This window comes from Burkholderia sp. AU31652 (genome assembly GCF_002223155.1).
In the GTDB taxonomy this organism is placed as follows: domain Bacteria; phylum Pseudomonadota; class Gammaproteobacteria; order Burkholderiales; family Burkholderiaceae; genus Burkholderia.
On the sequence record NZ_NKFG01000005.1, the window covers coordinates 2773156 to 2799740 of the forward strand.

Annotated in this window: 22 protein-coding genes, 1 rRNA gene and 1 riboswitch; of the genes, 12 read left to right on the forward strand and 11 right to left on the reverse strand. The window is 66.6% G+C overall.

Annotation, left to right across the window (positions count from 1 at the left end):
* Positions 1-22 precede the first annotated feature (22 nt).
* Positions 23-697, forward strand: coding sequence for a TetR family transcriptional regulator (locus CFB40_RS29975; RefSeq protein WP_089426695.1), 675 nt, complete (start codon positions 23-25; stop codon positions 695-697).
* Positions 698-772: 75 nt separating this feature from the next.
* On the opposite strand, the gene CFB40_RS29980 is transcribed toward CFB40_RS29975, so the two are convergent.
* Both CFB40_RS29980 and CFB40_RS29985 read right to left on the reverse strand, forming a co-directional pair.
* On the reverse strand, positions 773-2566 hold the full coding sequence (locus CFB40_RS29980) for a phospholipase D-like domain-containing protein (protein WP_089433223.1): 1794 nt from the start codon (positions 2564-2566) through the stop codon (positions 773-775).
* Positions 2567-2671: 105 nt separating this feature from the next.
* Entirely contained in the window at positions 2672-3430 is a 759-nt protein-coding gene (locus tag CFB40_RS29985; protein WP_089433224.1) for a DeoR/GlpR family DNA-binding transcription regulator, read from the reverse strand.
* A gap of 208 nt (positions 3431-3638) precedes the next feature.
* Here CFB40_RS29985 and CFB40_RS29990 point away from each other — a divergent pair, with 208 nt between their 5' ends.
* From CFB40_RS29990 to nadE, 3 genes are all read left to right on the forward strand, one after another.
* Positions 3639-3824, forward strand: coding sequence for a hypothetical protein (locus CFB40_RS29990; protein WP_006480515.1), 186 nt, complete (start codon positions 3639-3641; stop codon positions 3822-3824).
* A gap of 181 nt (positions 3825-4005) precedes the next feature.
* Positions 4006-4875: a DMT family transporter gene (locus tag CFB40_RS29995; RefSeq protein WP_089426693.1), complete on the forward strand. Its 870-nt coding sequence runs from the start codon at positions 4006-4008 to the stop codon at positions 4873-4875.
* 243 nt (positions 4876-5118) lie between these two features.
* Positions 5119-5967 carry an ammonia-dependent NAD(+) synthetase gene (gene nadE / locus CFB40_RS30000; RefSeq protein WP_089426692.1) on the forward strand — a complete coding sequence of 283 codons (849 nt, stop codon included), beginning with the start codon at positions 5119-5121 and terminating at the stop codon, positions 5965-5967.
* A gap of 75 nt (positions 5968-6042) precedes the next feature.
* Here nadE and CFB40_RS30005 read toward each other — a convergent pair whose 3' ends face one another.
* From CFB40_RS30005 to CFB40_RS30015, 3 genes are all read right to left on the reverse strand, one after another.
* Positions 6043-7719: a S10 family peptidase gene (locus tag CFB40_RS30005; RefSeq protein WP_089426691.1), complete on the reverse strand. Its 1677-nt coding sequence runs from the start codon at positions 7717-7719 to the stop codon at positions 6043-6045.
* Between the two features lie 75 nt (positions 7720-7794).
* The gene (locus CFB40_RS30010; protein ID WP_089426690.1) at positions 7795-9402 is read right to left on the reverse strand and encodes a S53 family peptidase; all 1608 of its coding nucleotides are present in this window, start codon (positions 9400-9402) and stop codon (positions 7795-7797) included.
* Positions 9403-9650: 248 nt separating this feature from the next.
* Positions 9651-10277 (reverse strand): LysE family translocator, encoded by a 627-nt coding sequence (locus CFB40_RS30015; protein ID WP_089433225.1) that lies wholly within the window; start codon positions 10275-10277, stop codon positions 9651-9653.
* Between the two features lie 134 nt (positions 10278-10411).
* On the opposite strand from CFB40_RS30015, the gene CFB40_RS30020 reads away from it, so the two are divergent.
* The gene (locus tag CFB40_RS30020; RefSeq protein WP_046549763.1) at positions 10412-10876 is read left to right on the forward strand and encodes an Lrp/AsnC family transcriptional regulator; all 465 of its coding nucleotides are present in this window, start codon (positions 10412-10414) and stop codon (positions 10874-10876) included.
* 126 nt (positions 10877-11002) lie between these two features.
* Here CFB40_RS30020 and CFB40_RS30025 read toward each other — a convergent pair whose 3' ends face one another.
* Positions 11003-11914, reverse strand: coding sequence for a LysR family transcriptional regulator (locus CFB40_RS30025; protein ID WP_089429028.1), 912 nt, complete (start codon positions 11912-11914; stop codon positions 11003-11005).
* A 140-nt stretch (positions 11915-12054) separates the two neighbouring features.
* On the opposite strand from CFB40_RS30025, the gene speB reads away from it, so the two are divergent.
* The 3 genes from speB (at position 12055) to CFB40_RS30040 (ending at position 16067) form a co-directional block, all read left to right on the forward strand.
* On the forward strand, positions 12055-13011 hold the full coding sequence (gene speB / locus CFB40_RS30030) for an agmatinase (protein ID WP_011353980.1): 957 nt from the start codon (positions 12055-12057) through the stop codon (positions 13009-13011).
* A gap of 54 nt (positions 13012-13065) precedes the next feature.
* Positions 13066-14391 (forward strand): MFS transporter, encoded by a 1326-nt coding sequence (locus tag CFB40_RS30035; protein WP_089426689.1) that lies wholly within the window; start codon positions 13066-13068, stop codon positions 14389-14391.
* Positions 14392-14564: 173 nt separating this feature from the next.
* Positions 14565-16067 carry a purine-cytosine permease family protein gene (locus tag CFB40_RS30040; protein WP_089433226.1) on the forward strand — a complete coding sequence of 501 codons (1503 nt, stop codon included), beginning with the start codon at positions 14565-14567 and terminating at the stop codon, positions 16065-16067.
* Between the two features lie 106 nt (positions 16068-16173).
* Here CFB40_RS30040 and metE read toward each other — a convergent pair whose 3' ends face one another.
* On the reverse strand, positions 16174-18468 hold the full coding sequence (gene metE / locus CFB40_RS30045) for a 5-methyltetrahydropteroyltriglutamate--homocysteine S-methyltransferase (protein ID WP_089433227.1): 2295 nt from the start codon (positions 18466-18468) through the stop codon (positions 16174-16176).
* A 128-nt stretch (positions 18469-18596) separates the two neighbouring features.
* Between metE and CFB40_RS30050 the strand changes: the two genes are divergently transcribed.
* Positions 18597-19505: a LysR family transcriptional regulator gene (locus CFB40_RS30050; protein WP_089433228.1), complete on the forward strand. Its 909-nt coding sequence runs from the start codon at positions 18597-18599 to the stop codon at positions 19503-19505.
* 22 nt (positions 19506-19527) lie between these two features.
* Here the strand turns inward: CFB40_RS30050 and CFB40_RS30055 are convergent, their stop codons facing one another.
* Both CFB40_RS30055 and CFB40_RS30060 read right to left on the reverse strand, forming a co-directional pair.
* Entirely contained in the window at positions 19528-20250 is a 723-nt protein-coding gene (locus tag CFB40_RS30055) for a CbtA family protein (protein WP_089433229.1), read from the reverse strand.
* A 13-nt stretch (positions 20251-20263) separates the two neighbouring features.
* Positions 20264-20473 carry a CbtB domain-containing protein gene (locus CFB40_RS30060; RefSeq protein WP_006488502.1) on the reverse strand — a complete coding sequence of 70 codons (210 nt, stop codon included), beginning with the start codon at positions 20471-20473 and terminating at the stop codon, positions 20264-20266.
* Between the two features lie 33 nt (positions 20474-20506).
* A riboswitch (cobalamin riboswitch) is annotated at positions 20507-20644 on the reverse strand.
* Positions 20645-20699: 55 nt separating this feature from the next.
* Here CFB40_RS30060 and CFB40_RS30065 point away from each other — a divergent pair.
* The 3 genes from CFB40_RS30065 to CFB40_RS30075 all read left to right on the forward strand — a co-directional run bounded on the left by CFB40_RS30065 (position 20700) and on the right by CFB40_RS30075 (position 24177).
* Positions 20700-21305 carry a histidine phosphatase family protein gene (locus CFB40_RS30065; protein WP_089433230.1) on the forward strand — a complete coding sequence of 202 codons (606 nt, stop codon included), beginning with the start codon at positions 20700-20702 and terminating at the stop codon, positions 21303-21305.
* A 161-nt stretch (positions 21306-21466) separates the two neighbouring features.
* Entirely contained in the window at positions 21467-23059 is a 1593-nt protein-coding gene (locus CFB40_RS30070; RefSeq protein WP_089433231.1) for an inorganic phosphate transporter, read from the forward strand.
* 374 nt (positions 23060-23433) lie between these two features.
* Entirely contained in the window at positions 23434-24177 is a 744-nt protein-coding gene (locus tag CFB40_RS30075) for a 2OG-Fe(II) oxygenase (RefSeq protein WP_179255079.1), read from the forward strand.
* Between the two features lie 224 nt (positions 24178-24401).
* On the opposite strand, the gene CFB40_RS30080 is transcribed toward CFB40_RS30075, so the two are convergent.
* Both CFB40_RS30080 and rrf read right to left on the reverse strand, forming a co-directional pair.
* Positions 24402-25826 (reverse strand): MFS transporter, encoded by a 1425-nt coding sequence (locus CFB40_RS30080; protein ID WP_089433232.1) that lies wholly within the window; start codon positions 25824-25826, stop codon positions 24402-24404.
* A gap of 642 nt (positions 25827-26468) precedes the next feature.
* Positions 26469-26581: ribosomal RNA gene (rrf, locus tag CFB40_RS30085) — 5S ribosomal RNA — on the reverse strand.
* Between the last annotated feature and the right edge of the window lie 4 nt (positions 26582-26585).

Sequence of the window (26585 nt, forward strand, 5' to 3'; positions counted from 1 at the left end):
GCCGAAGCCACAATAAAGCCACATGAAAGCAGGAAGCAAGGCCGCCACGTCCGACCCCCGCGCGCTTCCGTCCGATGCGCGGCGCAAATACGATCCCGAGCAAACCAAGCGCAACATCCTCGACGTCGCCACGCAGGAATTCTCCGCGATGGGCCTCGCCGGCGCGCGCGTCGATGCCATCGCCGAGCGCACGAACACGACGAAGCGGATGCTCTACTACTACTTCGAAAGCAAGGAAGGCTTGTACGAGGCCGTGCTGGAGAAGGTGTACGGCGACATCCGCGCGCTCGAGCAGGAGCTGCACGTCGGCGACATGGAGCCGCGCGAGGGCATGCGCCGCCTCGTCGAATTCACGTTCGACTATCACGACAAGCATCGCGACTTCGTTCGCCTCGTGTCGATCGAGAACATCCACGGCGCGAAGTATCTCGAACAGCTCAAGTCGTTCAAGAACCGCAACGTCAGCATCATCAAGACGCTCGAGGAACTGGTCGAGCGCGGCGCGGCGAGCGGCGCGTTCCGCAAGGACATCGACGCATTCGACCTGCACCTGCTGATCAGCTCGTTCTGCTTCCACCGCGTGTCGAACCGTTACACGTTCGGCGCCGCATTCGGCCGCGATCCGTCGGCGCCGCGCCTGCGCGCGCGGCACCGCGACACGATCGCCGACGCCGTGCTGCGCTACGTCGCCGCGTAAGCGGCGGCGGCAGCCGGTTTCCCTGCCGGACTGACACCGGGCGCGCGACATCCGCGCCCGGCCTTCTCTCGTGGGTCAATCCGTCGGCGCGGTCGACGCCAGTGCGATCCTCGCCTTCTCTTCCGGGCTTCCCGCCACGTAGTACTTCTTCGCCCAGCTCGAATCGGGTGCAAGCGCGAGTCGCGCATGCGCGCCCGTGCCCCCGTCCGTGCCGTGCTGCTTCGCATGGATCGCCAGTGCCCGCGCGCGGTAGTGCTCGTACAGCCGCAGGAATTCCGCGAGATAGATCGCCGCGATCCGCTGATCACGGATCTCGAGCAGGTTCTCGTCGTTGTACTGCTCGGAATTGCGGCTCATGTTCGCCGAGCCCGTATAGACGACCGGATTCGCGCCCTCCGCATCGATCACGATGAACTTGTGATGGATCACGACGGGCGGAAAAGCCGGCGCCGGCTCCCCCGGAAACAACCGCAATTCCGGCTCGAAACCCTGCGGCACGGTGGCCGGCGAGAAATACTGGGCATCGATCACGTCGTGGTTGTCGCGGCTGCGGTGGTACAGCTCGAGGTTCGCGAGCGTGGCCGCATCGAGCGTCTGGCCGGCCTGCTGCCCGGCATCGGCCTTCGTCGCGCTGCCGACGTTGATCTTGTTCACCAGCCCGAACATCATCAGCCCGCGGTCACCGGCCGCGAAACACGCGTCGCGCAGCGCCGCGTCGGTCGGCATGAACAGGCAGAACGACACCGAATGCTTCGCGGCCGCGATCGCGGCGACGATCGTGTCGATCTCGGTGCGCTGCCCCGCCGGCTCCGGCGAAAACGCGAGCCGCACCTGCGCGCTGCCGATCGTCATCGGTGCCGACCAGCCCGGCGACAGCTTCGCCGTCTCCGCGATCGACGGATTCCCGGCCAGCGCATGCGCGCGATCGTTGTACAGCGCGGCGAGCGCGGGCGAGTCGAATGCGTGCAGCACGTTCGCCTGCTCCGTGAGCCCTTCGGTCGTGAAATTCGCGGAACCGGTCAGCACGCGCGAGGGCGCCGCATTCGCCGACGCATCGGTCACGATGAACTTGTCGTGCATGATGTGCGTCTTGTCGCGCGGCGCGAGCGTCGCGAGACCCTGCAGCGCGTCGACGGCCGGCTGGTTCGGCGACGGCAGCGGCGGCTTGCCCTTGCGCGCCGTCGTGTGCGCGTCGTAGACGATCGCGAGCGACGCTTCGCCGTGCTGGCGTCCGAACGCTTCGAACGCGGGCAGCGCCCACAGCGTGTCGGTCAGGTGATAGACGGCCGACGCCGCGCGCGACGCGGGGTCGAGCATCTCCGCGAACACCTGCTCCATGTCGTTCGCGAGCCACGTGCGCAGCTTCAGCGCCTGCGCAGCGCTCGGCGCCGCATTCGGCGCGAGGCCCAGCGCCGCCACCTGCCTCGCGAAGGCCTGCGAGCTGACCACCGCACGGTTGAACCACGTGCCGATGCCGTCCTCGATATGCGCGGGCAGCACCACGTCGCACACGCCGGCTTGGACGTCGAGCACCTGCAGGTTCGCCGGCGTGCCGACGACCGGATACACGTCGTAGCGGAACGCCGCGCCGCGATCCTGCGGATCGATGCGTGCATCCCACCACATGAATTTCTGGATCGGCGCCTGGTCGGTCGGCGCATCGCCCTGCGTGTGTGCGGCCGGGCCATCGAACGTCAGGCGGTTCGGCAGCCAGCTGTCCGGCGCGCGCGTCTTGCCGTCGGCCGACCAGAACCCCGGCGTGCGCCGGATCGCGAAGCCGAGGAAATCGGAACGCGACGCCGCATCGGGCCAGTCGAAGGCCAGCAGGACCAGGGTGGGGGAAAGATAGCTGCGCACGCTGACGGTCATTCGTTGCTCCCTGGCCTGGCGGCCGGTCGAGGTGAATGGGTCAGTCTTGACGGCAGTTCTTCCCTGCGGATGACGGTTCGATGAACCTTGTATGTCGGACGCGCGTCAGTCGCACACGAGCAGCTCGATCCCGCGCGCGGTCAGCGCGCGGCGCACGGCCTTGTCGGGCGCGCGCTCGGTCACGAGATAGCGGGCCGCCGCCGTGCCGTTGATCCGCACCGGCGTCACGCGGCCGAATTTCGAATGGTCGGCGACGATCATCGCGGTGCCGGCCGCCGCGATCATCCGGCTGCGCACCTCGGCCGCGAGCCGCGAGTAGTCGGTGCATTCGCCGTCGGTCGTGATGCCGCCGGCGCCGACGAACGCGAAATCGACGTGGTACTGCGCCAGCTGCTGGATCGTGTCGAGCCCGAAGGTGGCGTCCTCGTCGTCGGACAGCTCGCCGCCGAGCAGTGTCACGCGGTTGCCGTTGCGCCGCGCAAGCACGAACGCGGTACGCCAGTCGTTCGTGTAGATCGACAGCCGGTGCCGGTCGGCGAGCGCGAGCGCGACCGCATGCGGCGTGCTGCCCGAATCGATCAGCACCGACGCATCATCGGGCACGAACTCGGCCGCGCGCCGCCCGATCGTGCGCTTCGCCTCCGCGTTCGCGGCTTCGCGCTCGGACAGGCTCGGCTCGCGGCGATCCGCGGCCAGCGCGCCGCCGTGCGTCATCACGAGCAGGCCGCGTGCGGCCAGTGCGTTCAGGTCGCGCCGCACAGTCTCGCGCGACACGTCGAGCGAGCGGACGAGTTCCGCGACCGACAATGCGCCCGACCGTCCGAGTTCCGACAGGATGAATTGATGACGTTGTTCCGCCAGCATCGCGTGTGCGCCCGAGGCGACTGGTAATGGGTAAGCCGACCATTGTATTACGGCCGTTTGACCGGCATTTGACTGCGGCGGGAAACGCGCCGGGCCGCGTTTCCCGAAAGCGAAATTCTGTATTGCCTGACGCGCGCGAATCGGCGCGGCGCCGGTTGCTACACTTTGCGCTTCGCCGAACGACCGACCAAGCAAAGGGGCTCGCGCCATGTATCGCAAAGGCAGTGTGATCGAAATCCAGTTTCCGCCCGAACGTCTCAACGACGCGGCCGGCGATCCGTACTGGATCGACCTGACGCTCGACGAGGCCCGCCGGCTCTACGAACAGCTCGCCGCGCGTTTCGCGACCGACGCACGCGCCAACCAGCCGCTCGACACGTTCTCGATCGACTGATCTCCGCGGCTTCACGCGCGCGCGCTCCGCATCCCGGGGCGGCGCCCCGCCTTCTCCCGGCACCGGCGGCCGCCTGCGCGGCACGCGGCATGAGTGCAGGATTCGACAAGACGCCCGCGTCGCTTCCCCCGATACTGGCCGACTTCACGATTCTGTCCGGCCGCGTCGCGGCCCGCCACGCATGCTGACCTCGCTCGTCGCCGCCGCTTTCGTCGCCCTCTGGTCCACCGGCTTCATCGTTGCGCGGGCAATCAAGCCCTACGCCGATCCCAACCTGTTCCTGCTCGCGCGCTTCGCGGGCACCGCCGCGCTGTTCGGCGCGGTCGCGCTCGTCTCGCGCGCGCCATGGCCGGCCCGGCGCGAATGGCCGCGCCACCTGATCGCGGGCGCGCTGCTGCAGGGCGTCTATCTCGGCGCGAGCTACTGGGCCGTCGCGCAAGGGCTGAACGCCGGCGTCATGGCGCTGCTCGGCGCACTGCAGCCGCTCGCCACCGCCGTGCTCGCCGTCCCGCTGTTCAACGAGCGCCTGCCGGCGCGCGGCTGGTTCGGGATGGCGCTCGGCCTCGCCGGCGTCGCGCTCGTGCTGGCGCCGAAGGTCACGGGCGGTGTCGCGCCGCCGCCGGGCGCCGCGCCCGCGTGGCTGGTCGTTGCCGTCTCGGTGCTCGCGGTCGGGTCGATCACCGCCGGCTCGCTGTACCAGAAAGGCAAGCTCGCGCAGAGCGACCTGCGCACGGCGGTGGCCATCCAGAACTTCGGTGCGGCCATCGTCGCGGCCATCTTCGTCGCGCTGCTGCACGAGACGCGCTGGATCGGCGCGCCGGCGCTGTGGGTATCGCTCGTGTGGGGTGTCGTGTTCCTGTCCGGCGGCGCGGTCACGATGCTGATGTGGATGCTGCGGCGCGGCAACGCCGCACGCGCGACGTCGCTGCTGTTCCTCGCACCGCCGCTGGCCGCGCTGCAGGGCTACTGGCTGTTCGGCGAAACGCTCGCGGCGATCCAGCTCGCCGGCTTCGCGCTCGCGCTGGTGGGCGTCGTGCTCGCGCGGCGCTGACGCGGCCGACCGTGTGGGGGCGCCATGCGGCCGCGCCCACACCAGCCGCCACGCGCATCGAATACCGGCCGCGCGAACGCCCGTTACGCGGCATCGTCGCACCTGCCCGGCGCACCGTGCACCACGGCGATGCGGCCCGTCTCGCCGAAGCAACGCGAAATCGCCGGATCGCACGCCCAGCGCGGCACCGCGCCGCGATTGCGCTTATGATGGGCGCCTTGATTTCGTTCCGGAACTCCTTTCATGACATCCGCCGATTACGCCAGCCGCCAACGCGCGATCATTGCCGAACTGAACGTCGCCCCGCACTTCGACGCCGAGGCCGAAATCGCCCGCCGCGTCGAGTTCCTCGCGCAATACCTTCGTTCAACCGGCCTGCGGACCTACGTGCTCGGCATCAGCGGCGGCGTCGATTCGTCGACGGCCGGCCGGCTCGCCCAGCTGTCGGTCGAAAAGCTGCGCGCCGGCGGCTACGATGCCCGCTTCATCGCGATGCGCTTGCCGAACGGCGTGCAGAACGACGAAGCCGATGCACAGCGCGCGCTCGCGTTCGTCCGTGCGGACGAGGAATTGACCGTCAACGTGAAGCCGGCCGCCGACGCGATGCTCGGCGCGCTGGTCGCGTCCGGCCATGCGTTCGAGACGCCGGCCCAGCAGGACTTCGTGCACGGCAACGTCAAGGCACGCGAGCGCATGATCGCGCAGTACGCGGTGGCCGGCGCGCGGCGCGGCATCGTGATCGGCACCGATCACGCGGCCGAGTCGCTGATGGGTTTCTTCACGAAGTTCGGTGACGGCGGCGCGGACATCCTGCCGCTCGCGGGGCTGAACAAGCGTCGCGTGCGCGCGGTGGCCCGTGCGCTCGGCGGCGACGAACTGATCGTGATGAAGGTGCCGACGGCCGACCTCGAGGAACTGCGCCCGCTGCGCCCCGACGAGCACGCGTACGGCGTCACCTACGACGAGATCGACGATTTCCTCGAAGGCAAGCCCGTCGCCGACCACGTGTACGAAACCGTGCTGCGCTTCTACGACGCGTCGCGCCACAAGCGCGCGCTGCCGTACACGATGTTCGACTGGCCGGCCGCGTAAGCCGGCCGCCCACGCAAAAAAACAACGCCGCGCGCACCGTCCTGGCTGCGCGCGGCGTATTACTGATGGGCACCGTTATGCGTGCCCGCCCGTCTTCGTCGCCTGCAGCGCACGAATCCGCATCCGCGCACCCGTATCGCTGACCGTCGCGTCGTACATCGCCGCGAGATCGCGCTTGAGCGCGGTGCGCGAGCCGCCGTCGAGATACACCATGTGCCCCGACGGATAGAAACGCGCGGACAGGTTCTGCCGCACCTTCTGATCCTCGAGCGGCATCTGCTGCAGGTCGATCACGGTCTGGTAGAACGGCGTGACGAAATCGTAGAGGCCGTTCGCCGACAGCACCTTCAGGTCGACGTTCAACGCCATCACCGCCGCGAGGTCGCCGGCCGTGTAGAGGATCACGTTCCCTTGCGCATCGATGCCTTGCTGCGCGCCGGTCGGGTCGGTGTGATGGAAATCCCAGTTCTGGAAAGCCTGGTCGTTCAGGTCGGTGAACGCGGAACTCGACGTGAACTTCAACTGCTCGTTCAGGTAACTGTTCCACATCGCCGTATAGACGCCCGTCACGGCCGTCATCGTCGGATCGTTGCCGCCGGAGTTCGGGTCGATCTTGCCGGCGATGCCCGACGAGATCCCGGTCACGCGGCCGTCGTACGAACCGAGCGCGAGCCCCTGTGCCTGCAGCAACGTCGTCAGGAACAGCGAATTGCCGCGCGCGTTGTAACCCGCAATGTCGAGCCCCCACGTCTGCAGCGTCGCCGTGTCGATGCCCGTGTATTGCGACAGCTTCTTCACGGCGGCGGGGTCGGCATGCGGCACGTTGCGCAATGCGGTCAGATAGTCGGTGCGCGCGAACTGCGCGACTTCCTCGACGAACGCGCCGAGATCGGTCGGTGCCGGCGTGACGCCGAGTTTCTTGTGATACCACGCATCGGCCGCGGCGGTCGGCAGCGCGCCGACCGGGTTGCCGGCCTGCCGGTAGTCGAGGATCGACGATTGCAGCGTGATGCCGTTCAGGTCGACGCCGTCCTCGTGCAGCTTGTACGCGAGCACGCAGCTGCGCGCGGTGCCATAGGATTCGCCGAACAGGTATTTCGGCGAATTCCAGCGGTTGTTTTTCGTCAGGTAGCGCTTGATGAACTGCTTCAGCGAATCCGCATCCTGATCGACGCCCCAGAAGTTGCGATTCTTGTTCGGCGCGACGGCCGCCGAATAACCGGTGCCGACCGGGTTGATGAACACCAGGTCGCTGTGGTCGATCATGCTGTCCGGGTTGTCTTCCATCTGGTACGGCGCGGGCGGCGTGAACCCCGGCATCGACGTCTTGATGCGCTTCGGCGCGAACGAACCCAGCAGCACGAACACCGACGACGAGCCCGGCCCGCCGTTATAGAAGAACGTCACGGGCCGCGTTTCTTCCTTCGCGCCGTCGGCCGTGAACGCGACGTAGAAGAGCTTCGCGGCCGGCTGCGAACTGCTCGGGTCGACCGTCACGAGGTGGCCGGCCGTCGCCGTGTACGCGATGCGCTTCCCGTCGATCAGGATCGTGTGATGCGTGATCGCGGCCGCCTCGGTCGTGTCGGTCACCGAGTCGTCGGGACCATTGCCGTACGCGACCGGATCGAAGAACGGCTGGTCGCGGCCGTGGCTCAGCGCGACCGGGTTGATGGTCGGCGGCACGCCATGCGAATTGTGGTCGCCGTGATGCAGCGGATACACGCCGCCGGAAGATGCGGAATCGATGCCCATCGTGCTGCTCCTGGAGGTGAGAAAAAGGCGCGGACAGGAAGCCCGCGCCATACGGAAAGACGTGTAACGCGGCCGTCAGCTCGACGGCTTGCGCGTCAGGATCGCGGCGAGCTGCGCGCCGTTCGGGCTGCCGAGGCCCGTGCACGCATCCCAGCCCTGCGCGGCCGCGTACGTACCGTTCGATCCTTGCGTGATGTCGCGCAGCGCACCCGGATTCTTGTAAAGCACCGGATTGATCCAGCCGGCAGTCGCACCGCCCGCCGCCGCACTCGCCGCCGCATTGATCCGTGCAATCAACGCGGCCCACAGCGGCGCGACCGCGCTCGTGCCGCCCATCACCGTGGCCGTGCCCGCGATCGACACTTCGTAGCCCGTCTGCGGCGACGCGTCGCCCGCCACATCCGGCACGCCCCGCTTCGCGAGCGGTGCGCTGCTGCCGTCGGCGCGCGTGAGCTTCAGCCCCTGCTGCCACGCCGGCAGGTCGAACAGCGTGCTGACGCCGCCCCCGCCCGCGCCGCCGCCGGCCGCCTCGTCGTTCCACGTGACCTCGCTGCGGATGCCCTGCCCGGGCAGCGCGTCGAGCTGCGTGCCGCCGCAGCCGAGCACGTACGGGCTCGATGCGGGGAAGTCGACATGATCGGCACCGTCCTGCAGCCCGTCGCCCGAACCGCTGTCGCCCGATGCCGCGCACACCGTGATGCCCTGCGCGGCCGCCGCCTGCAGCACGCGGTTGAACGCCTGCGCGGACTGCGCCTGCCAGATCGCTTCCGGCCCGCCCCAGCTGATCGAGATCACCGACGGCTTGTTGGTCGTGTCGCTGACGGCCGCGTTGACGGCCTGGATGAAGCCCGCGTCGCTGTTCGGCGCGAAGTACACGGCAATCTTCGCGGCCGGCGCGATCGCGCCGGCGATCTCGATGTCGAGCGCGACTTCGCCGTCCGGGCCGCTCGGGTCGCCGGTGGGCGTGTTGCGGCCGGTGCCGACGTTCACGTCGACGAGCGTCGGCGGCGTCGTGATGCCGAGCCCGCGGAAATATTGCTGGATGTCGGCCGCGCGGTAGCCGCCGCCGAGCTCGATGATCGCGATGCATTGCCCGGCGCCGTCGCCGGCCGGGAAGCCGTACAGCGAGGCCAGCTGGATCGGGGTGAACGTGACGCCCGCCGCACCGCCGCGCGCGGGCTTGAACGGCGGTCGCAGCCGGAAGTGCGGCCGTGCCTGCGGGCGGCTGTCGAGGCCGAGCACGGCCGTGACGGCATCGCCGAGATCGTCGGGCAGCGCGATCGGGCCGGAGCGGCCGCGATACTGGCCGATCGACCGATGCTCGAAGCGCTCGAGCTTGACGCTGAACGCGGCTTCGAACTGCTGGATCGTGCCGGACAGCACGACGACGCTTTCAACGGGATCGACGCGATCGACCGTCAGCTGATGACGATGCGCGAAGTCCTCGGCCTTGCGAATATCGTCGGGATTGGCGGAAAAGCGTTGCGCGAAGGTGGCGCGCGACACCGGTTTCGCTTGCGCGTCGCCGGTGGCGAGCTGGTGAAGCAGCGTATCGAGTTGCCCTTCTTCCTGCCGCCGCAACATGATCGTGACGTGGATGCGTTCTGCCGGATCGCACGGGCCGAGGCACTTGGACTCGGCGACGATTCGGGGTTCACGGTCGGCGTGAAGATGCCTTGCCATGTTCAGACCCTCCTTGGTACCGCGTTGCACGGAACAGCCAGGAAATCGGACAGGGCCGGCGGGAGACGGTTCCGTTCGGTCGGTCGGGTTCGCGCAGCGCGAAGTAACAGGGAGTTTAGAACAGTCAGACGATTTGCGCGCACGCCCTTCTGCGACGGGGCGCACGCACGGGCCGGCGTTGCGCACGGCCTGCATCGAGTGCGGCGACGCGCCGCGCGACCTGCGCCGGCGCGCCGCCGCATCGGCACTCAGTCCATCGACAGGCGCAGCGCGAAGCCGATCAGTGCCGCGGAAAACGTCCAGCGCTGCACCGTCTGCGCGAGCGGATGCGCGCGCATCCACGCGGCGATCCGCGACGCGCCGAACAAGCACGCGAGGTCGAAGCACACGCCGGCCGCCACCAGCAGTGCGCCCAGCTCGAACATCTGCAACACGACCGGCCCGGCCTCGGGACGCACGAACTGCGGCAGCAGCACCGAACAGAACAGCAGCGCCTTCGGGTTCAGCAGGTTGGTGAGCAGGCCCTTCACGAACGACTGGCGCAGCTCGCCCGCCGAGGCCGCCGCATCGCCGTCGCCGAGCGCGAACACGGGCGAGCGGAACACCTGGATCGCGACATAGGCGAGATAGAGCGCGCCGCCGTAGCGGATCACTTCGTACAGCCACGGTGCGCTGCGAATCAGCGCCGCGACGCCGCAGGCGGACAGCGTCACGTGCGCGGTGCGCGCGAGCGACAGGCCGGCCGCCGCCGCCATCCCCGGCCGCACGCCGCGGCCGATGCTGGTCTGCAGCACCAGCGCCATGTCGGGCCCCGGCATCGCGTAGATGGCCGCCAGCGCGGCGAGATAAATCAACAGCAAATGCGTGGAAATCATGGTCCGCCCCTGTCCTCTTACGACGATATATTGCCGCCAGAGGGCGAGGGATTATTGGCCATATTTGGTTCAGGATTGGCGATCCGTAGGGGAATCCGCCACAATCATGCAATCCATAAAAGGATTCCGCCAACATGACCGAACTCGACAAAACCGACCGCGCCATCCTTGCCGCGGTGCAGCGCGACGGCCGCCTGCCGATCGCGCGCCTCGCCGATTCCGTGGGTCTTTCCGAGACGCCTTGCGCGCGGCGCCTGAAGCGTCTCGAAAACGACGGCTACATCGAGCGCTACCGCGCGCAGTTGTCACGCCAGGCGCTCGGCTTCGGTGTCGTCGCATTCGTGCTCGTGCGGTTCGCGACGCACGATCGCAAGACCGCCGACCGCTTCGAGCGGGAAGTCCTTGGCATCGAGCGGATCCTGGCGTGCCACAACGTGGCGGGCACGGCCGACTATCTGCTGCAGGTCGTGGCGCGTGACCTCGACGACTACGGCACGTTCCTGCGCGAATCGCTGCGGATGCTGCCGGGCGTGACGTCGATCGAATCGGCACTGTCGCTGCGCGAGGTCAAGCACGACGCTGGACTGCCGGTGCCGTGATGCCGGTGGGTGGCCGCCACGCACAAGCCGATCCCGTCGCCCGGTTCGTCACGTCGACGCCGATCGATGTGGGCCGCGTCAGGCCGCGCCGCCGCAACACTCGTCCACATTGTTGAGGCCGGCAGCCTATGCGAAGTCGGGCGGCTGGTGCGCGCGTTCGAGATCCTCGAGAAACGCTTCCACGAGCGGATTGCCGCGCCCGTTGCGCGCGACGACCATGTGGAACGTCACGTCGTAGCGCAGCTGCTCCGGATTGAGCGGCGCGAGCAAACCCTGCGCGACGTACGGCGCCGCGAAGTGCTGCGGCAGGTAGCCGAGGTGGTGGCCGGACAGGATCAGCAGCGCGACGGCCTCCATGTTGTCGGCGGTCGCGGTCACGCGGTCGGGCGTCGTCGACATCTGCGCTTCGGGCAGCGGATACGAGCGCCACGCCCATTCGAAGCCCGCGACATCGGCCGGCGTCAGCGCGCCGGCGCCGTCGAACAGCGGATGGCCGCGCCCGCAGTACGCGACCTGGCGCTCGATGAACAGCGGCGTGTAGTGCAGCGACGGCACCCGGTGCCAGAAGTAGCCGACCGCGATCTGGATCTCGTCGCTCAGCAGCTTCTCCTCGAGATCGCCCGGCGCGCGCACGGAAATCGAGAAACGCACAGCCTCGTCGCGGGTGCGGAACGCGGCGATCGCTTCGGCAATCCGCGCGTTCTGGCTCACCGGCGTATGGCCGATCAGGCCGATGTGCAATGTACCGACCAGCTGGCGGTCCATGTGCCGCGCGGCCATCCCGAATTCGTCGAGCGCGGCGAGCAGCTTGCGGCTCATCGCGTGAAACCGCTCGCCCTTCGGCGTGAGCCGGAAACCGCTGCGGCCGCGCTCGCAGAGACGGTAGCCGAGCCGCGTCTCGAGCGACGAAAGCTGCGCGCTGATCGTCGACTGGCCGACGTTCAGCACGGCCTGCGCGGCCGAGACGCCGCCCGCGTCCGTGACCGCGAGAAATACGCGGATCAACCGCAGATCGAGGGTCGACAGATTCCCCAGCACGTTCATCCCCTTCCATACATCGATGAAAATCGATGTTTACGTCGATATCTTCGCATTCTTCTTTGCGGGCCGAGCGCGTAAAACTGTGCGTCAAGCCGCGTCGCATGATACGGCAACCCCACATCGGAAGAGACAGCCCCATGAACGACCACACTCATTTCCAGCCGCTCGGCGGCAATGAAATGCCGCGCTGCGGCGGCATCGCGACGATGATGCGCCTGCCGCACGTGGCGAGCGCCGAAGGCCTCGACGCCTGTTTCGTCGGCGTGCCGTTCGATCTCGGCACCTCCAACCGCACCGGCGCGCGCTTCGGCCCGCGCCAGATCCGTACCGAATCCGTGCTGCTGCGCCCGTACAACATGGCCACGCGCGCCGCACCGTTCGATTCGCTGCAGATCGCCGACATCGGCGACGTCGCGATCAATCCGTACAACCTGCACGATTCCATCGCGCGCATCGAAGCGGCGTACGACGCGATCCTCGAGCACGACTGCAAGCCGATCACGCTCGGCGGCGACCATACGATCGCGCTGCCGATCCTGCGCGCGATCCACCGCAAGCACGGCAAGGTTGCATTGATCCACGTCGATGCACACGCCGACGTGAACGACACGATGATGGGCGAAAAGATCGCGCATGGCACGCCGTTCCGCCGCGCGGTCGAGGAAGGCCTGCTGCACGGCGACAAGGTCACGCAGATCGGCCTGCGCGGCACGGGCTACGCCGCCGAGGATTTCGACTGGTGCCGCGAGCAGGGCTTCCGCGTCGTCCAGGCCGAGGAATGCTGGAACAAGTCGCTCGCGCCGCTGATGGAAGAAGTGCGCGCACGCGTCGGCGACACGCCCGTCTACATCAGCTTCGACATCGACGGCATCGACCCGGCCTACGCGCCGGGCACCGGCACGCCGGAAATCGCGGGCCTCACGGTGCCGCAGGCGCTCGAGATCATCCGCGGCGCGAAGGGGCTGAACATCGTCGGCTGCGATCTCGTCGAAGTCGCGCCGCCGTACGACCCGTTCGGCACCACGGCGCTGCTCGGCGCGAACCTCGCGTACGAGCTGCTGTGCGTGCTGCCGGGCGTCGCGTACCGCGACTGATCCTCGCGCCGCCACCTATTCCAAATCAGAGGATTCAGAGGAGCACACATAAAGATGGGGACTTCCGTCAAGCAACCCAAGCGGGCGGCGCTCGCGTCGTTCGTCGGCACCACGATCGAGTGGTACGACTTCTATAGCTACGCGACCGCCGCCGCCATCGTGTTCGGGCCGCTGTTCTTTCCCGGCGAAAACCGCTTCATCAGCCTGCTCGCGTCGTTCGGCTCGTTCGCGGTCGGCTTCTTCGCGCGGCCGCTCGGCGGCGTGATGTTCGGCTACCTCGGCGACCGCTTCGGCCGCAAGCGCTCGCTGCTCGCGACGCTGATGCTGATGGCCGTGTCGACGGTTGCGATCGGCCTGCTGCCGACCCATGCGCAAGCCGGTGTGATCGCACCGATCCTGCTCGTGCTGATGCGCGTGCTGCAAGGCATCGCGGTCGGCGGCGAATGGGGCGGCGCGGTGCTGCTCGCCGGCGAGCATGCGCCGGAAGGCAAGCGCACGTTCTTCGCATCGTTCGCGCAGCTCGGCAGCGCAAGCGGCCTGATCCTGTCGATGCTCGCGTTCGGCGCGATCAGCACGCTGTCGAAGGAAGACATGATGAGCTGGGGCTGGCGCGTGCCGTTCCTGGCGAGCTCCGTGCTGCTGATCGTCGGCTTCGTGATCCGCGCGAGCGTGTCGGAGTCGCCCGAGTTCGAGGAAGTCAAGAAGAGCGGCAACATCGCGCAAAAGCCGCTGCGCGAGGCGCTCAAGTACTGGCCGCTGCTGCTGCTCGCGATCGGTGCGAACGTGTACGGCATCGCCGGCGTGTATTTCAGCAACATCTTCATGATCAGCTACGCGACGCAGTTCCTGTCGCTCGACCGGTCGATGGTGCTGCATTGCATGACGATCGTCGCCGTGCTGCAGTTCGTCGTGCAGCTCGCGGCCGCGTTCCTCGCGCAGCGCTTCGGCACCACGCGCGTGCTGCTGATCACCGGCGCATGGGCCGCGATCGTCCCGTTCGTCATGCTGCCGCTCGTGCACATGGGCACGCCGCTGTCGATCACGGTCGGCGTCGGCCTCGCGACGCTCGCGGAATCCGGCTACTACTCGGTGGTCGCAGGCTTCGTCAGCGGCATCTTCGTCGCACGCATCCGCTACACGGCGATCTCGATCGCGTACCAGGTGTGCGGCGCGCTCGCCGGCGGCCTCACGCCGCTCGTCGCGACCATCATCGCGCAGAACACCGCGCCGCAATGGTGGCCGCTTGCGCTCCAGTACACGAGCGCCGCGATCCTGTCGTCGCTGTGCGTGTGGCTGATCTCGCGCCGCGTGAGCATCGACGATGCGGGCGCGGCGGACCGGAAGGAAACGCCGCTGCCGCGCGGCGCACGCACCGCGTAACCGCTCGCAACGGGCAGGCCCCTCGCCTGCCCGTTTTTCGTTGCACGCCTCGTGCGGTGCGTCGCACCGCCCTCCGGTTCCACGCTATTCATCGCTTGCCACGCGGACGTCGCGGCAGGCCGGCGCACGCGGTCGCCCTGCCGAACCGCGCACGACCCAGGAGACAAGTCGTCATGACCCGCCCCGACACCCTCGATCTCGGTCGCACCGAATCGGCCGGCCTTGCGATCGAGCACCACTCGATCGACTACATTCCGGAACACGAGCGCCACGCGAAGCTCGCCAGCCAGGGGCCGTTCTGGTTCCTCGGCAACTTCCATTTCTTCACGATCTCGATCGGCTTCGTCGGGCCCGGCATGGGCCTGTCCGCCGGCTGGACGACGCTCGCGGGCGCACTCGGGATCATGTTCGGCACGATCTTCATGGCGTTTCACGGCTCGCAGGGGCCCGAGATGGGGCTGCCGCAGATGATCCAGTCGCGCGCGCAGTTCGGCTATCGCGGCGTGATCGTCGCACTGCTCGCGACGTTGTTCGTGTTCGTCGGCTTCAATGTCGTCAACGTGTCGTTGATGGTCGACGGCGTGCACAACGTATTCGGGATCGATGGCGGCTTCGTCGCCGTCGCCGCCGTGACGACGGGCGCGCTGCTCGCCATCTACGGCCATGACCTGATGCATCGGACTTTCACGTGGGCGCTGATCGCGACACTGCCGCTCTATGCGCTCGTGACACTCGCGCTCGCGTTCGGCCATGTGACGCCGGCACCCACCGCCGTCGCACCGGTTGCCGCGCCAGGCTTCAACTGGATCGCGTTCGCCACGCAATTCGCGATCGCCGCGAGCTACAACATTTCGTATGCCCCGTATGTGTCGGACTATTCGCGGTATCTGCCGAAAAACACGCGCCGTGCGAAGCTGATCGCCGTGATCTTCGCCGGCGCGTCGCTGTCGGGCACCTGGATGATCGGCCTCGGCGCGTGGCTCGCGCAGAAGCTGCATGCGGCCGATGCGCTGGTCGCGATGAACGCCGTCGGCACGTCACTCATGCCGGGCCTCGGCAAGCTGATCGCGATCGTCTCAGTGGTCGGCTTCCTGCCGATCATCGCGCTCAACGCGTACAGCGCGATGCTGACCGTACTGACCGCCGCCGATTCGATCGTGCCGATCCGGCCGACGCGCCGCGCGCGCGTTGCATCGATCATCGCGATCAGCACGTTCGTGCTTGCCTGCGTATTCGCGATCCGCGGCAACGGCATCGCGCTGCTGCAGACGTTCCTGACGCTGATGCTCTACTTCCTCGTGCCGTGGACCGCCGTGAATCTCGTCGACTATTTCTTCGTGCGCCGCGGTCACTATGCGATCGCGCACTTCTTCGTGCCGAACGGGCTCTACGGCGCGTGGCAACCGCGCGGCATCGTCGCTTACCTCGTCGGCTTCGCGGCGATGGTGCCGTTCTTCTACATCTTCGACGCCGAAGCGAACCGCGAGATTTTCGTCGGGCCGTTCGCTCGCATGCTCGGCGGCGTGGATATCGCGTGGCTCGTCGGCCTGGTCGTCGCGGGCGCTGCGTACTGGCTGCTGTCGCGGTCGCTCGACCTCGCACGCGAACGCCGCATCATTGCCGAGACGCCATCACCCGAGACGCTCGCGGGCCCCCTCGAACACGAGCGCGCATGATCCCGCACTGCCCGTGACGCCGGGCCAGCCCGTCACGGAATGAGTCACGCCGCCGGCCGCCCCGCCCGACCATCGAGCGCGGCGGCCGGCACGCAACCTGCGCGCGTTATTGCATCGCGTTGCGCAGCGTCTTCGCGGCGGCGACCATGTTCGTCAGCGCCGGAATCACTTCCGCCCACTGGCGCGTCTTCAGGCCGCAGTCCGGGTTCACCCACAGGCGTTCCGCCGGAATCCGCTCGGCCGCCTTCTTCATCAGGCCGACGATGTGCTCCTGCGTCGGGATGTTCGGCGAATGAATGTCGTACACGCCCGGCCCGATTTCGTTCGGATACTTGAAGGTGTCGAACGCGTCGAGCAGCTCCATGTCCGAGCGCGACGTCTCGATCGTGATCACGTCCGCATCCATGTCGGCGATCGACGCGATGATGTCGTTGAACTCCGAATAGCACATGTGCGTGTGGATCTGCGTATCGTCCCGCACGCCGTTCGCGGTGATGCGGAACGATTCGACCGCCCACTTCAGGTACTCGCCCCACTGCGCGCGGCGCAGCGGCAGCCCTTCGCGCAGCGCGGCCTCGTCGATCTGGATCACGCGCACGCCGGCCTTCTCGAGATCGAGCACTTCTTCCCGAATCGCCAGTGCGAGCTGGTAGCACGACACCGAGCGCGGCTGGTCGTCACGGACGAACGACCAGTTCAGGATCGTCACCGGGCCGGTCAGCATGCCCTTCATCGGCTTGTTCGTCAGCGACTGCGCGTACGTGATCCACTCGACCGTCATCGCCTTCGGGCGGCTGATGTCGCCGAACAGGATCGGCGGCTTCACGCAGCGCGAACCGTACGACTGCACCCAGCCGAACTGGCTGAACGCGTAGCCGTCGAGCTGTTCGCCGAAGTACTCGACCATGTCGTTGCGCTCGGCTTCGCCGTGCACGAGCACGTCGAGTTCGAGCGATTCCTGTTCGCGCACGCTGCGTTCGATCTCGGCCTGCATCGCCGCGCGGTAACCGGCTTCATCCAGCGCGCCGGCCTTGAACTGGCTGCGGGCCTGGCGGATTTCGCCGGTCTGCGGGAACGAGCCGATCGTCGTCGTCGGGAACGCCGGCAGGTTCAGGCGTGCCGACTGCTTCGGCGCGCGCTGCGTATAGGGGCTCGCGCGGTTGCCGAGTTGCGCGTCGATCCGGGCGATCGCGGCCTTCACCGCCGGGTTGTTCACGCGCGGCGACTGGCGACGCGAGTGAATCGCGGCGGCGTTCGCGGCCAGCGCGTCGGCCACCTTGTCGCGGCCTTCGTTCAGTGCGGTCGCGAGGACCTTCAGCTCGTCGAGCTTCTGCAGCGCGAATGCGAGCCATGAACGGATTTCCGCATCGAGCTTCTCTTCGCTCGCGAGATCGACCGGCACGTGCAGCAGCGAGCACGACGGCGCGAGCCACAGGCGATCGCCCAGTTGCTTCGCGAGCGGCTCGAGCCAGTCGAGCCTCGCGTTCAGGTCGGTCTTCCAGATGTTGCGGCCGTTGATCGCACCCACCGACAGCACGCGCCCGGGCGGCAGGTCACGCGCCAGCGCGTCGACTTCGTCGCGTGCGTTGATCGCATCGACATGCAGGCCGTCGACCGACAGCGAGCTCGCGAGCGCCAGATTGCCCTGCAGTTGGCCGAAGTACGTCGCGAGCAGGACCTTGATGCGACGCGTTTCGAGCGCGGCGTATGCGGTCTCGAAAGCTTGTTGCCACTCGGCGTCGAGTTCGGTGACGAGGATCGGCTCGTCGATCTGCACCCATTCGACGCCCTGCGCGGTCAGCGTGTCGAGCAGCGCGCCGTATACCGGCAGTAGCTTCGGCAGCAGCGCGAGGCGGTCGGAATCGTCCTTCGCCTTGCCGAGCCACAGATACGTGACGGGGCCGAGGATCACCGGCTTCGCGGCCACACCCTGCGCCTGCGCTTCCGCCAGTTGCTGGAGCAGGCGCGACGGGTCGAGCGAGAAGTTCGTGTCCGCATGGAATTCCGGCACGATGTAGTGGTAGTTCGTATCGAACCACTTCGTCATTTCACCGGCCGCGACGCCGCCGCAGCACGCGGCATGCGCTTCGGCCGACTCCGCCGAACGGCCGCGCGCGACACGGAAATAGTTGTCGAGCACGTCGCCTTGGAAGCCCTGCACGCGCTTCGGCAGGTTGCCGAGCGTGAAGCTCATGTCCAGCACCTGATCGTAGAACGCGAAGTCGCCGATCGGCGCCAGGTCCAGGCCGCGCTGATCGTTCCAGTGACGCTGGCGCAGCTCGGCGCCAAGCGCCTTCAGCTCGTCGCGCGACGATTCGCCTTTCCAGTAGCGTTCGAGACCGAACTTGAGTTCGCGCTTCGCGCCGATGCGCGGAAAACCGAGGTTGTGTGTCGTGACCATGAGCTGCCGTCCAGAAGAGAAATTGAATGTCCGGGAGCCATGATAGGGATTTCAAACCATGAAATGAAATGGCATTATTTCATTCATCCATTAAAGTTATTCATGCATTTGTTGCGCGAGCGATATCCATGCTGGAACGATTCCATCTCGTCGTCATTCGTGAGGTCGAGCGCCAGGGCTCGCTGACCGCGGCCGCCCATGCGCTGCACCTCACGCAATCGGCGCTCAGTCATACCGTCCGGAAAATCGAGCAGCAGCTCGGCACGCCGATCTGGGATCGGGAGGGTCGCGGCCTGCGGCTCACGCAGGGCGGGCAGTATCTGCTGAAGCTGGCGCACCGGCTGCTGCCGCAGTTCGAGCTCGCTGAGGAGCGGATGAAGCAGTACGCGAAGGGCGAGCGCGGGACGCTGCGCATCGGGATGGAGTGCCACCCGTGCTACCAGTGGCTGCTGAAGGTCGTGTCGCCCTACCTGTCGCGCTGGCCCGACGTCGACGTCGACGTGAAGCAGCGCTTCCAGTTCGGCGGCATCGGCGCGCTGTTCGGCTATGACATCGACGTGCTCGTGACGCCCGATCCGCTGAACAAGCCGGGCCTGCGCTTCGACCCTGTGTTCGATTACGAGCAGGTGCTGGTGGTCGCCGATTCACACCGGTTCGCGAACGCCGACTACGTGACGCCCGAGCAGCTGACCGACGAGATCCTGATCACCTACCCGGTCGAAACCGACCGGCTCGACATCTACAACCAGTTCCTGACGCCGGCCGGCATCGTGCCGAGGCGACACAAGTCGATCGAAACGACCGACATCATGCTGCAGATGGTGGCGAGCGGGCGCGGCGTGGCCGCGCTGCCGAGATGGCTTGCCGACGAATACGCGGACCGGATGCCGGTCGTGCCGGTCAAGCTGGGCAAGAAGGGGATCGCGAAGCAGATCTTCCTCGGCATCCGCGAAGCAGATGCATCGATCGACTATCTGGCCGCGTTCGTCGCGCTGGCGCGCGAATCGACGTGGAGCGCACCGCGCATGCTGCGCTAGGCGCGATCCGTGGCAATGCGCGTCAGGCGGCGCGCATGCCGATGCGTTCGCCGCGCTCGACCCATGCGCCGAACAGCAGGCCGATCGTCGTCCACATGATCACCTGCATGCCGATGGCCGCCACGCGGAACTTCCACAGCAAGGCCGCCGGAAAATCGGCCGGCAACTCGCTGACCGACGGCAGCCCGATCTGCACGGCCGCGATGATCGCGACGAACACGAGCCCGGCGACGATCGACGCATTCCACTGCCCGAGCTTCGCCAGCAGATGGCGGCGCACGCTGACCGAGAACACCATCGTCGCGACCGAGATCGCGATCATCAGGAAGAACAACCCCGTGCGATAGCCGATCGTGTCGGGGTCGCCAACCGACGGCGGATTGGCCGGGTACTTGAGGTTCGGCACGATCACGAGCGCGACGAACGACGCCAGCGCAAGCCACGCCGCCAGCGGCCGGGCCGGGAGACGGCTGCCTCGGCCATACGCATACGCAAAGACGAGCGAGAACAGCCCGCCGAATGCCGCGCCGTAGGTCACGACGCCCGTCAGCAGACCGAGGCCGGCTTGCGTGTGGCGGCTGACCAGTTCGGGTTCCGGTGCTTCGCCTCGGGCGGCTTCGGTTTTTTCTTCGAAGGAGATTGCCTGATCGACTTGCGGTTCGCCGACGATTTTCGCGAAACCGAACGTGAGGAGGCCTGCGGCGATGCCTGCGAGCATCCCGCGCATGAGCAGCTTTCCGACCATCGTGAACTCCGCGTCAGTGGCAGGGGAAGCCGAGCAGATGGCGGCCGTCGTGGACGAACTCGTGGACATACATGCCCGGCACCAGCGACGTCGCCCCTTGTTCCGCACCGACGAAATACAGCGCGAGCAACAGGATCAGGCCGACGAACACGGCCCACGGCAACAGTTCGCGGACGGGGATGGGTGCCGGCACGACCGCCGGCTTCAGCACTGCTTCGCTCATGGATGCACCTCAGGGGAATCGCGCCCCGACAAATGTTGGATGGGTACGAAGGCAGGTCTGGCTTCCGGGATCATGGATCACCGGTTACAGTGGCGCGACCGCGCCGGGATTGCACCGGCTTCCGCGTTTCGTATCGGGCGAATTGTACGCGCGAACGTTCGCGTATTGAAGCGGCGACGGGTGATCGAATTCACTCGTCCCGGATCATCCGAAACACGACACGAACATGCCTGCCTCGCTGCGCCTGATCGCACACGCCTCGACCCGGGCAATGCGCACCGGTACGTTTCCCGACGACGCCCCGCTCGACGCGCACGGGCTCGCCGACGCCGCGGCGCTGCATGACCGGTGGGCACGCGTGACCGGCGCGCTCGTGCTGTGCAGCCCGGCCCGCTGTGCGGTGCAGACCGCCGATGCGCTCGGCCTGCATGCCGACATCGATGACGCGCTGCGCGACATCGACTACGGAAACTGGCGCGGCAAGCGGCTGCACGACCTCGCGCGCGACCTGCCTGGCGAATTGGGCGTGTGGATCGGCGATCCTTCCGCGTCGCCGCACGGCGGCGAATCGTTCGATGCAGCGATGCGTCGCGTCGGCACATGGTTGAACGCGCTGCAACACGGCCGCGACATCGTCGCCATCACGCATGCGCCGATCGTTCGCGCGGCCGTCGCGCATGCCATGCGACTGGATCCCGACGCGGCAACGCGCATCGACGTCGCACCGCTGTCGTGCACGACATTCGCTGCGTCGCCGCACGGATGGACGTTGGTCGCCGACGACGATCGGCGCGACACTGCGACCTGGCCGCCTGCCGTGTCGCGTTCGTGATATCGACCACGACACGAGCCGACGTGTCGCGTCGTATCGCAATTGCCCGGCGATGTTCACCTTACGTCGCTGTAAGACACCCCATTCGTTGTCCCAGCTGTCATCAAACTGACTGCTAGCCGAAGCTAGGATCGGTCGCGGTTCCCTTACGAGATACCGTCATGAATCAACCTGCTTCGTCTGCCCCGAGCAATTCGGGTTCCGTCGAGCGCACCAAGCAGCTCGGCTATGCCGTCTTCCTGCTGGTGCTCGCGATTGGCGCGATCTACATCGCCACGCACCTGATCGACGATCTGTCGCCGATGCGCGAAGGATCGCTGTTCCCGTACCTGATGCTCGGCGCCGCGCTGCTGATCGCGCTCGGCTTCGAATTCGTCAACGGTTTCCACGACACCGCGAACGCGGTGGCCACCGTGATCTATACGCACTCGCTGACACCGAACGTCGCGGTGATCTGGTCCGGCCTGTGGAACTTCCTCGGCGTGATGATCTCGAGCGGCGCCGTCGCGTTCGGCATCCTGCAGCTGCTGCCGGTCGAGCTGATCCTGCAGGTCGGCAGCGGCGCGGGCTTCGCGATGGTGTTCGCGCTGCTGATCGCCGCGATCGTATGGAACCTCGCGACCTGGTATTTCGGGTTGCCGTCGTCGAGCTCGCATACGCTGATCGGGTCGATCATCGGCGTCGGGCTGATGAACCAGCTGATGCACGGGCCGTCCGGCACGAGCGGCGTCGACTGGGGCCAGGCGCTCGGCGTCGGCAAGTCGCTACTGCTCTCGCCGCTCGTCGGCTTCCTGTGCGCGGCGCTGCTGCTGCTCGTGCTGAAAACCCTCGTGCGGATTCCGGAGCTGTACAAGGAGCCGCCGAAGGATCAGCCGCCGCCGTTCTGGATTCGTTGCCTGCTGATCCTGACCTGCACGGGCGTGTCGTTCGCGCACGGCTCGAACGACGGCCAGAAAGGGATGGGGCTCATCATGCTGATCCTGATCGGCACGGTGCCGACCGCCTATGCGCTGAACAAGGCCGTCACGCCGGCCGAGACGCAGACCTTCGTGGCGGTCGCGAACCAGGCAGCCGCGACGTTCGGGAAGTACACGAACGGCGTTGCACCGTCCGCGAACCCGCGCGCCGACGTCGAGCTTTACGTCCAGCATCGCGAACTGACGCCGGCCGTGATCCCCGCCGTACAGCAATTGTCGACGTCGCTCGCGACCGCCGTCGGTGCATCGGGCTCGATGGCGGCCGTGCCGCAACGTGACGTCGACAACGTGCGCAACACGATGTATCTGGTATCCGAAGCCATCCGCCTGATCGAGAAGTCCGGCCGGCCCGCGTTCGCCACCGACGACAAGCTCGCGATCGACAACTATCGCAAGCAGCTCGACCACGCGACCAAGTTCATTCCGACGTGGGTGAAGGTGGCGGTCGCGATCGCACTGGGCCTCGGCACGATGGTGGGCTGGAAGCGGATCGTCGTGACCGTGGGCGAGAAAATCGGCAAGCAGCATCTGACGTACGGACAGGGCGCATCGGCCGAACTCGTCGCGATGCTCACGATCGGCGCGGCCGACGTGTACGGATTGCCGGTGTCGACGACGCACGTGTTGTCGTCGGGCGTCGCGGGCACGATGGCGGCGAACGGATCGGGCTTGCAGTGGGGCACGGTGCGCAGCCTCGTGCTGGCGTGGGTGCTGACGCTGCCGGCGTCGATCGTGCTTGCCGGCGGGCTCTATTGGCTGTTCCGGTCGGTGGCGTAAGCGGTGATGCAGCGGGTGGCCGGACGGAGCCGGCTACCTGCTGGCGAATATTCGTTCCACGTCCCTCGTCGTCCCGTCTCTCCGTCTCTCCGTCTCTCCGTCTCTCCGTCTCTCCGTCTCTCCGTCTCTCCGTCTCTCCGTCTCTCCGTCTCTCCAATTCGACTCGTCGAGGCATTCGGTGCGCCCATGCCGTCGCGAATGCTCACCCTCTTCCTTTCCAGAATTGAAGCGCAAGATCTGGAGCGCGCCGGCGCATGGACATTTGTAGACTGGGCTCATCAACATTTACCGTGGACTCGACCGTGCGGACGACGTGCCCCAAGCATTCCGCACGACCGCATGGCGCCACATTGCTGACGAACCGAGGAATGCCCGTGAACATTGCCGACCTGCAACCTGCCGTCGATTCACTGGAAATTGCGCAACGCGTCGACGCGATCGACTGGATGACTGTCGATGCCGATCTCGATCGCTACGGATGCGCGCGCGTGCCGGGCCTGCTCTCGGCCAGCGAATGTACGACGCTCGCGTCACTCTATCCACACGATGCACTCTATCGCTCGCGCGTCGTGATGGCGCGGCACGGGTTCGGCCGCGGCGAATACAAGTATTTCGCGTATCCGCTCCCCGCGGTCATCGCCGAGTTGCGTGCGACGCTCTACCCGCATCTCGCGCCAATCGCCAATCGCTGGAACACGGCACTCGGGATCGACGTCCGCTATCCGGCAGGCCACGCGGCCTTCCTCGATCGCTGCCACGCAGCAGGACAGACGCGACCGACGCCGCTGATCCTGCAATACGGCGCCGACGACTACAACTGCCTCCATCAGGATCTGTATGGCGAGCACGTCTTTCCGCTCCAGGTCGCGATCCTGCTGTCGGCGCCCGGCCGCGATTTCACAGGTGGGGAGTTCGTGCTGACGGAACAGCGACCACGCATGCAATCGCGCGCGGAAGTGGTGCCGCTGACACAAGGCGACGCCGTCATCTTCGCCGTGCACGGCAGGCCGGTGCAGGGAACGCGCGGCGTCTATCGCGTCAACCTGCGCCACGGCGTCAGCCGGATTCGGAGCGGCCACCGCCACACGGTCGGCATCATCTTCCATGACGCGCAGTGACGGCGAGCGGGACATGCTGCGCATCCGACGTGTCAATCGCGCGTGATCGACCAGGGTTCTTCGCGAACGGGTATCACCAGGCGATCAGTTCAGGCAGCCACCATGGCAGATGACCTTTTCGTTTCTCGTCAGCCCGTCGCGGCGCGCTGGGCCCCTGTTTGGCGTGAGCGACAGAGCGCCCAGACGCTCACCTGTCGCAGCACACAGTCGACAGAAGGCCCGTCCTACCCGCGTGCCACATTTGCCCGCAGCCGGTCGCCCGCATCGGAGGCGAGCCGAGCATAGCCCGGCAACGTCAGCAATGCGAGTACGCCCGCTGCAACGAACGCCCAGCGAAAGTCGTCGAGTACGTAGTGCATGCCGGCCGCATCGCCCCGCACCAACGCCGCGAGTCGAAGCGACAACGCACCGAACGCGATGCCCATCCCGATCGTCATCTGCTGAGCAGCACTCCACAACGTGCTGGCCGCGCTTGTCTGCTGGGCCGGGATATCCGCATAGGCTAGCGTCGCGAGCGTCGTGAACTGCATCGACCGCGTCAGTCCATAGACGAATACGACGAACAGCGTGATCGCCAGTGGCGTCGATGCAGTCAGCCAGCCGCACGCGATCGTGAAGAGGCCGACTATCGTCACGTCGACGAGTGCGACGCGCCGGAAGCCGTAGCGGTCGAGAATCCACGACGTTCCCGCCTTCATCCCGAGATTGCCGAGCGCACTCGCGAGCAGCAGCAGGCCGGACTGGAACGGCGACAGCCCGAAACCGATCTGGAACAGCAGCGGCAGCAGGTACGGCACCGCATTGATGGCCATTCTCGTGATCGACCCGGTAATCACGGTCACCGAGAACGTCGGTACGTTCAATGTCGTGAAGTCGAGCAGCGGATGCGCGCAACGTTGCGCATGCCACCAGGCGGCGATGCCGAACAGCACGCTCGCGCCCACCAGGACGGCTGCGCGCGTAAAGTGGACGTCCTGCTGGCCGGCCGCTTCGGTGCCGATCAGCAGACAGGTCAGCGCGCCCCCGGCGAGCACGAAGCCGCCCCAGTCGAGCGGTCGTTGCTCGTCGGCCCGCGTGTTCCGGACGATCAGCCAGGTGCAGACTAGTGCGGCAATGCCGAACGGGACGTTCAGCAGGAAGATCCACCGCCATGACGCATAGGTCGTGATGAAGCCGCCGATCGGCGGCCCGACGACAGGCGCGACGATGCCTGGCCACGTGATCGTCGCGATCGCGCGCATCAGCTTCGCCTTCTCGGTGCTGCGAACGACGATCATGCGCCCGACCGGCACCATCATCGCCCCGCCGACGCCTTGCAGCAGGCGCGCAGCGGTGAATGTCACGACACCTTCGGACAACCCGCACAGCACCGACGCACCGGTAAAGACGACGATTGCACTGGCGAACACCGTGCGCGAGCCATAGCGGTCCGCGATCCAGCCGCTGATCGGGATGAACACTGCCAGCGCCAGCATATAGGCGGTCATCCCGAGGCTCAGCGCGTTCGGCCCGACATCGAACGAGCGCGCCATTTGCGGTAGCGCGGTCGCGATCACGGTCGTGTCGAGATACTCCATGAAGAACGTTGCGGCGACGAGATACGGCAAGAAGTCGGTCGTCCGACCACCTTGGGCAGGGCTATCAGTCATGAACGGTGCGGGAGACGGGATACGGCGGACCCCGACCGCCGGCGGTTGCCTGGAAGCACCGGGAATCGGGACGAATGGTGATATTACCCCGAAGGGCTTGCACCCCGCTCTGCAGGGCATGTCGCCCGAATGGACTTTATGCGCATAGATTTTTGTGATGATTTAGCGCTGTGTGCGTTGCATGCTTCGATGATCATGTTGGCACAACGTGTCGAAGGACCAGTGGATGGTCTAGTGGGTTTTCGTCCAGACTCATCAATTTCAGGCAATTTTCGACAAACATCGCTCATCGTCGGCCATTTTTTGGCCATTTATGGATGGCTCAACGTTAGATGAGCACTCACTGCGTGTCGGTTGATGTAGAGAGCGCACCGGGAGATGTCGGTGGCACCGAGCTGTAGATCGCTCAAGACCAACCGAGGCGCCGCAGAGAGAAATTGCAGCTTTGATCGGAGATAGCAGCAATAGGCCAAGGGATCGCGGATGATACTGGCCGATTGGCGTTCCGGGAGCTGCGAGCGCTTGTACCTGGGAGAGGCGATGTGGAAACTCCAGCCAAGCCACCACTCCGCGCGCCCATGCATTTCCGCCGCTCAAATGCAAAAACCCCCGCCTTTCGGGCGGGGGTTTCTGGCTTAGGGAGCCTGACGATTACCTACTTTCACACGGGAATCCGCACTATCATCGGCGTAGAGTCGTTTCACGGTCCTGTTCGGGATGGGAAGGGGTGGGACCGACTCGCTATGGTCATCAGGCAAA

Bases quoted from the DNA above. Each gene is read 5' to 3' on its own strand.
- CFB40_RS30070 (WP_089433231.1), top strand. From the start codon at position 21,467: ATGAATCAACCTGCTTCGTCTGCCCCGAGCAATTCGGGTTCCGTCGAG.
- CFB40_RS30055 (WP_089433229.1), bottom strand. From the start codon at position 20,250: ATGGTCGGAAAGCTGCTCATGCGCGGGATGCTCGCAGGCATCGCCGCA.
- CFB40_RS30005 (WP_089426691.1), bottom strand. From the start codon at position 7,719: ATGGGCATCGATTCCGCATCTTCCGGCGGCGTGTATCCGCTGCATCAC.
- nadE (WP_089426692.1), top strand. From the start codon at position 5,119: ATGACATCCGCCGATTACGCCAGCCGCCAACGCGCGATCATTGCCGAA.
- CFB40_RS29985 (WP_089433224.1), bottom strand. From the start codon at position 3,430: ATGCTGGCGGAACAACGTCATCAATTCATCCTGTCGGAACTCGGACGG.
- CFB40_RS30080 (WP_089433232.1), bottom strand. From the start codon at position 25,826: ATGACTGATAGCCCTGCCCAAGGTGGTCGGACGACCGACTTCTTGCCG.
- CFB40_RS30040 (WP_089433226.1), top strand. From the start codon at position 14,565: ATGACCCGCCCCGACACCCTCGATCTCGGTCGCACCGAATCGGCCGGC.
- CFB40_RS30010 (WP_089426690.1), bottom strand. From the start codon at position 9,402: ATGGCAAGGCATCTTCACGCCGACCGTGAACCCCGAATCGTCGCCGAG.
- CFB40_RS30035 (WP_089426689.1), top strand. From the start codon at position 13,066: ATGGGGACTTCCGTCAAGCAACCCAAGCGGGCGGCGCTCGCGTCGTTC.
- CFB40_RS29975 (WP_089426695.1), top strand. From the start codon at position 23: ATGAAAGCAGGAAGCAAGGCCGCCACGTCCGACCCCCGCGCGCTTCCG.
- CFB40_RS30050 (WP_089433228.1), top strand. From the start codon at position 18,597: ATGCTGGAACGATTCCATCTCGTCGTCATTCGTGAGGTCGAGCGCCAG.
- CFB40_RS29995 (WP_089426693.1), top strand. From the start codon at position 4,006: ATGCTGACCTCGCTCGTCGCCGCCGCTTTCGTCGCCCTCTGGTCCACC.
- speB (WP_011353980.1), top strand. From the start codon at position 12,055: ATGAACGACCACACTCATTTCCAGCCGCTCGGCGGCAATGAAATGCCG.
- CFB40_RS29980 (WP_089433223.1), bottom strand. From the start codon at position 2,566: ATGACCGTCAGCGTGCGCAGCTATCTTTCCCCCACCCTGGTCCTGCTG.
- CFB40_RS30015 (WP_089433225.1), bottom strand. From the start codon at position 10,277: ATGATTTCCACGCATTTGCTGTTGATTTATCTCGCCGCGCTGGCGGCC.
- metE (WP_089433227.1), bottom strand. From the start codon at position 18,468: ATGGTCACGACACACAACCTCGGTTTTCCGCGCATCGGCGCGAAGCGC.
- CFB40_RS30065 (WP_089433230.1), top strand. From the start codon at position 20,700: ATGCCTGCCTCGCTGCGCCTGATCGCACACGCCTCGACCCGGGCAATG.
- CFB40_RS29990 (WP_006480515.1), top strand. From the start codon at position 3,639: ATGTATCGCAAAGGCAGTGTGATCGAAATCCAGTTTCCGCCCGAACGT.
- CFB40_RS30060 (WP_006488502.1), bottom strand. From the start codon at position 20,473: ATGAGCGAAGCAGTGCTGAAGCCGGCGGTCGTGCCGGCACCCATCCCC.
- CFB40_RS30020 (WP_046549763.1), top strand. From the start codon at position 10,412: ATGACCGAACTCGACAAAACCGACCGCGCCATCCTTGCCGCGGTGCAG.